Raw genomic sequence first — 4,200 nt, forward strand, 5'->3', positions numbered from 1 at the left:
ATCTGCAAGTTCTACGGCCCGAGATTCGGCTGGGACCACGACCGTGCCGCCGCAGTGGCCTACCGTGAGTATGAGGGCCTGCGGCGGCTGCGCAGCTACGACCTGGTCGGCTCACCACACCATGTGATCCGCCCACTCGCTGTCGATCCCGACATCAACTGTGTTCTGGCCCTGGAGTTCTACGCCGGCGAGCAGTTCAGCCAGGCGATCTCGCGGTCCATTCACCGCCTCGACGACGCCCATCTCTTCTGGCGACTCAAGGCTCTGGGCTACTTCCTTGCCACGCAACACAATCGGACCGCCAACGGCAGATCCGTCGACTTCGACGCTGACTGCGTCTATTTCGAGCAGCTCGTCGCCCGTCTGCAACGCAGACAGCGCATCGGGGCATGGGACGCTGACGAGCTGCTGTGGCTGCAGGACCTGTGGCGCGACCGGCCCGCGATGTGGCAGGACCGGCAGGTGTGGCTGCACGGGGACGCCACACCGGCCAACTTTCTCTTCGGACACGGCCTGGACGTGGCCGCGATCGACCTGGAGCGGATGAAGCGCGGCGACCGGATGTTCGACGTCGGCCGGGTTTGCGGTGAGCTGCAACACGCGTTCATGGCCGCCACGGGCGACAGCCGGCGTGCCGAGCCGTTCATCGGGCACTTCCTGTGGGAGTACAGCAGCCACTTCCCGGACCGGGATAGCGCATTCGCGTCGATCACTACGCGGTTGCCCTACTACATGGCCATGAATCTGCTGCGCGTCGCCCGCAACGACTACATTTCCCCGGAGTACGGGGCGAAGCTGATCCGCAAGGCCAAGCGGCTGCTCCACGCCTGCTAACGCTTCGCGACACGAGAGAGTGCACCGCATCATGGATGTCGCCGGGATCGCCTTCGATGTCAACGGCACGCTGATCGACATCCGCACCGAGGACGATCGCGACGACGCCTTTCGCGCGGTCGGGCATTTCCTGACCTACCAGGGCATCGACCTGCGCCGCCACCAGATCCGCGACCTCTACTTTGCGCGCCTCAAGGCCCAACAGCGCGAAAGCGCTGAACAGTACCCGGAATTCGATGCGGTACGGATCTGGCGATCCATCATCGAGGACCACGCCAGCGACTACACCAGGGCCACGGCGCCCGAGCGGCTCGCGCAGCTGCCGCTGACATTGGCCGAGATCTACCGCGGTGTGACGCGCCGGCAACTCAAGCTGTACCCCCATGTCCGGTCGACGCTGCGCATCCTGCGTGAGCGCATTCCGCTTGCGATCGTCAGTGACGGACAGAGCAGCTATGCCCGCGGCGAATTGCACAAGGTCGGGCTAACGGAGTACTTCGACCCCATCGTCGTCTCCGGTGACCACGGCTTCCGTAAACCCGATCCACGGCTGTTTCAGCTCGCGCTCGACGGGATCGGGATACCGGCCGAGAAGGCCCTCTACGTCGGCAACGACATGCACCGCGACATCTACGGCGCAGGCGAGATCGGGATGGGCACCGTCATGTTCGACTCCGATCAGGGCACCAAGTACTACGAGGACTGCGTACCCGACCACCGGATCACCGACTTCCGCGACCTGCTGGACATCGCCGGTCGCTAGGCGTGCGGGATCTTCCAACACCCCCACGTCCTGGCAGCACCTCGATGTCATCTGCACCGGTCGGCACACGACCAGCAGGCCGCTCGGATTCAGTGTCCGACCAGAATATGGCGAGGTCGTGCGAGACAACTGCAACCGTCGAACCGGAGCGACGGGACGGGCGTTGGGACAAATCTCGTCGGCGCGGCGCGGGTCCCTTCCGGGTCGCGGCATTGGTCGTCACGCTCGCTGGCGTTGTGTTCATCATCCCGGTGATCTTCTGGAGCGGTTTCATACTGGGCGCCGTCGAAGGCGGTGAAGGTGGTCACCATCACGGAGACGGCGGACGCGGCTCCGGCCAAGAAAGCGAAGGCTCCGATAAACACAACGGAATGACGGCGTACGGTGTGGTCATTGAACAGCCCGTACCTTCAGCGGCTTTCGCGACATAGCGCATCGGTCGCCAGTAGGTCTGCGAAGGAACCACCGGTCGCGCCCTGTCCCATGTCGAGCACCTCGCTACCGTCGATTCAGCATGGCGGACAAGCACTCTGGGGCGCACAACCACGGTGAGTGTGGGCAACGATGGCACTCACAGCGCCCAACAGTTTAGGCGGCAGGCGTTGGCATAATCGAGCTCGCGTGCCACACCGAACGGGCTCCGGGATCACCGGTTCGTACCACGGCCACGGTCGACGCCACACCGACGACCACGGCCAGCACCGCGACCGCGATGGTGACCAGGGACGGGATAGGGTCGGATCTGCTCTGCCACCAGTGCACGACCGCCAAGGCGGCGGCCACGGCCAGCAGCGCGACCGCATAGTAGGTCAACTGTTCGCCACGGTCGACGTGTGTCTGCAGCACGGCGGTGTGGTGTTTTTTCTGCCCGTAGAGCCACTCGCCGGCGTTGATCGTGATCGGCGTCGTAACCATCAGGAGCGCCGCCATCACGAGCACCAGCCACACCAGTCGGCGCCGCACCGCCGACCACAGTGCACACACGATCTCCAGCAGCGCCGTTGCCGGCATGAGGACAACGATGAGGTGCACCCACAGGGCGTGCGCCGGGATGCCGGAAATCGTGCTCATGCCGGGCATTCTGTCTGATCGACGGCCGCAAGGGGTGTCCGTGACGTGGTGACACGGCGGACGAACGCACCGGCGACGGCAACGACAATTGCGGTGAGCAGCGCCGCAGCCAGCGGGCCGTCTCCGAATCCCACACCCCCGTGTGTAGCAGGTTTGCTCAACCAATCCGCGACCGAAGCGCCAAGGGGCCGAGTCAGGATGTAGGCGAACCAGAAGCCAGCGACACCGTTGAGATGAAAGCGCCAACAACCCAGCGCAACAGCCGCCATGGCCGCGGCGAACAGCGCGATCGATCCCAGGAACCCCAGGCCCAGTTGGTCGGCGGTGAGATCGCCGGCCGCGGTGCCCAGCGCGAAGGTGAACGACACCGTCAGCCAATAGAACACCTCGCGCCGTCTGGTGGTGATGCTGTGGATGGACAGCGTGCCCTCGGTGCGCCGCCACACGATGAAGGTCAACGCCAGCGCTCCGGCGCATACCAGGGCCGACATCGTCAGCGGCACGCCCAATTCGCCGTGAATCATGTCGGCTGCCATCGTGCCGGCCACTGCCACCATCGAGACCGCCGCCCAGTACGGCACCGGCTGGTAGCGGCGAGTTCGGAACTGCAGCCACACGGTGACGGTGAACCCGACGATGCCGATGCCCAGACCCAGATAGCTGAGCGCACCAAGCAGGTAATCCGACGCCGCCTCTCCCATCGCGGTCGTCAGCAGCTTGAGACCCCAGAACCCCGCCGTGATCTCGGGCACCTTCGAACCCAACCCCCCACGTGGCGAGTGCAACCGACCGTGCTCTTCTCCGTCTTCTGTTGGCAGGTTGAACGCGCTGTCTTGCAACGTGATGCGTGTCATGGTCGGACCAAAGTTCCCTTCGTGTTCTCGCGAGCCCCCACCTGGAACGGAGACGGCCGTGGCCCCGAGTGCTCGGCGTTGACGGGTATTCCCGTCATGACCACCATGCTGCGCACACGACATTGCTGAAACCTGTGCGCCGCCGACGCTGGCGCTGAGAAGCGCGATGACCGCCGTGACACTGCACACACGTCGACCCCGGCGCCCGGATGTCGCACGGGCGCGACGCCGCGTCTGCGTTCGCCGCCACGTGCACATGCCAGCCGGTGTTCCAGTCTGTTGAGGGTGAACGGCTGTGGAATCACTACCACCCATTGCCCAGCGTGCACCCGGCGATTCCTTAGCTAAAGGCTCACCTCGTGCGGGGCCCTAAGGCCCTGTTGTGGGCATCTTCGTCACAGTAGGTGAATTGGGGCTTATGCTACGTAGCAGCAGCAATGCCGTTGTCTACGAGGTCAGTCCGGTGGCGCGCGGGTCCGCACGACGGCTGTCTCCGGTAGTCCGGCACTGAGCTCGGCCTCAACGGATTTGCGAACCTTCGGATCGGCCAATACCGGATCACGCTCAATGACGGTGCGCAGCAAAATATTGATAGTCCCGTGCGCTGATGTGCTGACAGGACCGGGTCGTGGCCGGCTCGACAGAAGTAGCATGGGCAGCGGTTGGTAACCGGCTCCT

Annotated in this window: 6 protein-coding genes; 3 read left to right on the top strand and 3 right to left on the bottom strand. The window is 64.5% G+C overall.

Annotated elements, in window-relative coordinates:
- The 3 genes from QOI01_RS10295 to QOI01_RS10305 all read left to right on the top strand — a co-directional run.
- On the top strand, window positions 1-834 hold an 834-nt coding region (locus QOI01_RS10295; RefSeq protein WP_526380506.1), incomplete at its 5' end, for a phosphotransferase.
- A 31-nt stretch (window positions 835-865) separates the two neighbouring features.
- Window positions 866-1,597 (top strand): HAD family hydrolase, encoded by a 732-nt coding sequence (locus tag QOI01_RS10300; protein WP_526380508.1) that lies wholly within the window; start codon window positions 866-868, stop codon window positions 1,595-1,597.
- Between the two features lie 92 nt (window positions 1,598-1,689).
- Window positions 1,690-2,028 carry a hypothetical protein gene (locus QOI01_RS10305; RefSeq protein ID WP_526380510.1) on the top strand — a complete coding sequence of 113 codons (339 nt, stop codon included), beginning with the start codon at window positions 1,690-1,692 and terminating at the stop codon, window positions 2,026-2,028.
- Window positions 2,029-2,185: 157 nt separating this feature from the next.
- Here QOI01_RS10305 and QOI01_RS10310 read toward each other — a convergent pair whose 3' ends face one another.
- The 3 genes from QOI01_RS10310 to QOI01_RS10320 form a co-directional block, all read right to left on the bottom strand.
- The gene (locus QOI01_RS10310) at window positions 2,186-2,668 is read right to left on the bottom strand and encodes a DUF2231 domain-containing protein (RefSeq protein ID WP_526380512.1); all 483 of its coding nucleotides are present in this window, start codon (window positions 2,666-2,668) and stop codon (window positions 2,186-2,188) included.
- A complete protein-coding gene (locus QOI01_RS10315; RefSeq protein ID WP_526380514.1) occupies window positions 2,665-3,522 on the bottom strand; it encodes a COG4705 family protein in 858 nt (285 codons plus the stop codon). Before QOI01_RS10315 ends, QOI01_RS10310 begins: the two co-directional genes overlap by 4 nt.
- A 455-nt stretch (window positions 3,523-3,977) precedes the next feature.
- Window positions 3,978-4,200 (bottom strand): hypothetical protein (locus QOI01_RS10320; protein ID WP_526380516.1); only part of this gene is annotated, 223 nt, incomplete at its 5' end.

It is taken from the genome of Mycobacterium sp., from assembly GCF_032162605.1.
Lineage (GTDB): Bacteria > Actinomycetota > Actinomycetes > Mycobacteriales > Mycobacteriaceae > Mycobacterium.

Coding starts and splice junctions, on each gene's coding strand:
- QOI01_RS10315 (WP_526380514.1), bottom strand. CDS start 3,522: ATGACACGCATCACGTTGCAAGACAGCGCGTTCAACCTGCCAACAGAA.
- QOI01_RS10310 (WP_526380512.1), bottom strand. CDS start 2,668: ATGAGCACGATTTCCGGCATCCCGGCGCACGCCCTGTGGGTGCACCTC.
- QOI01_RS10300 (WP_526380508.1), top strand. CDS start 866: ATGGATGTCGCCGGGATCGCCTTCGATGTCAACGGCACGCTGATCGAC.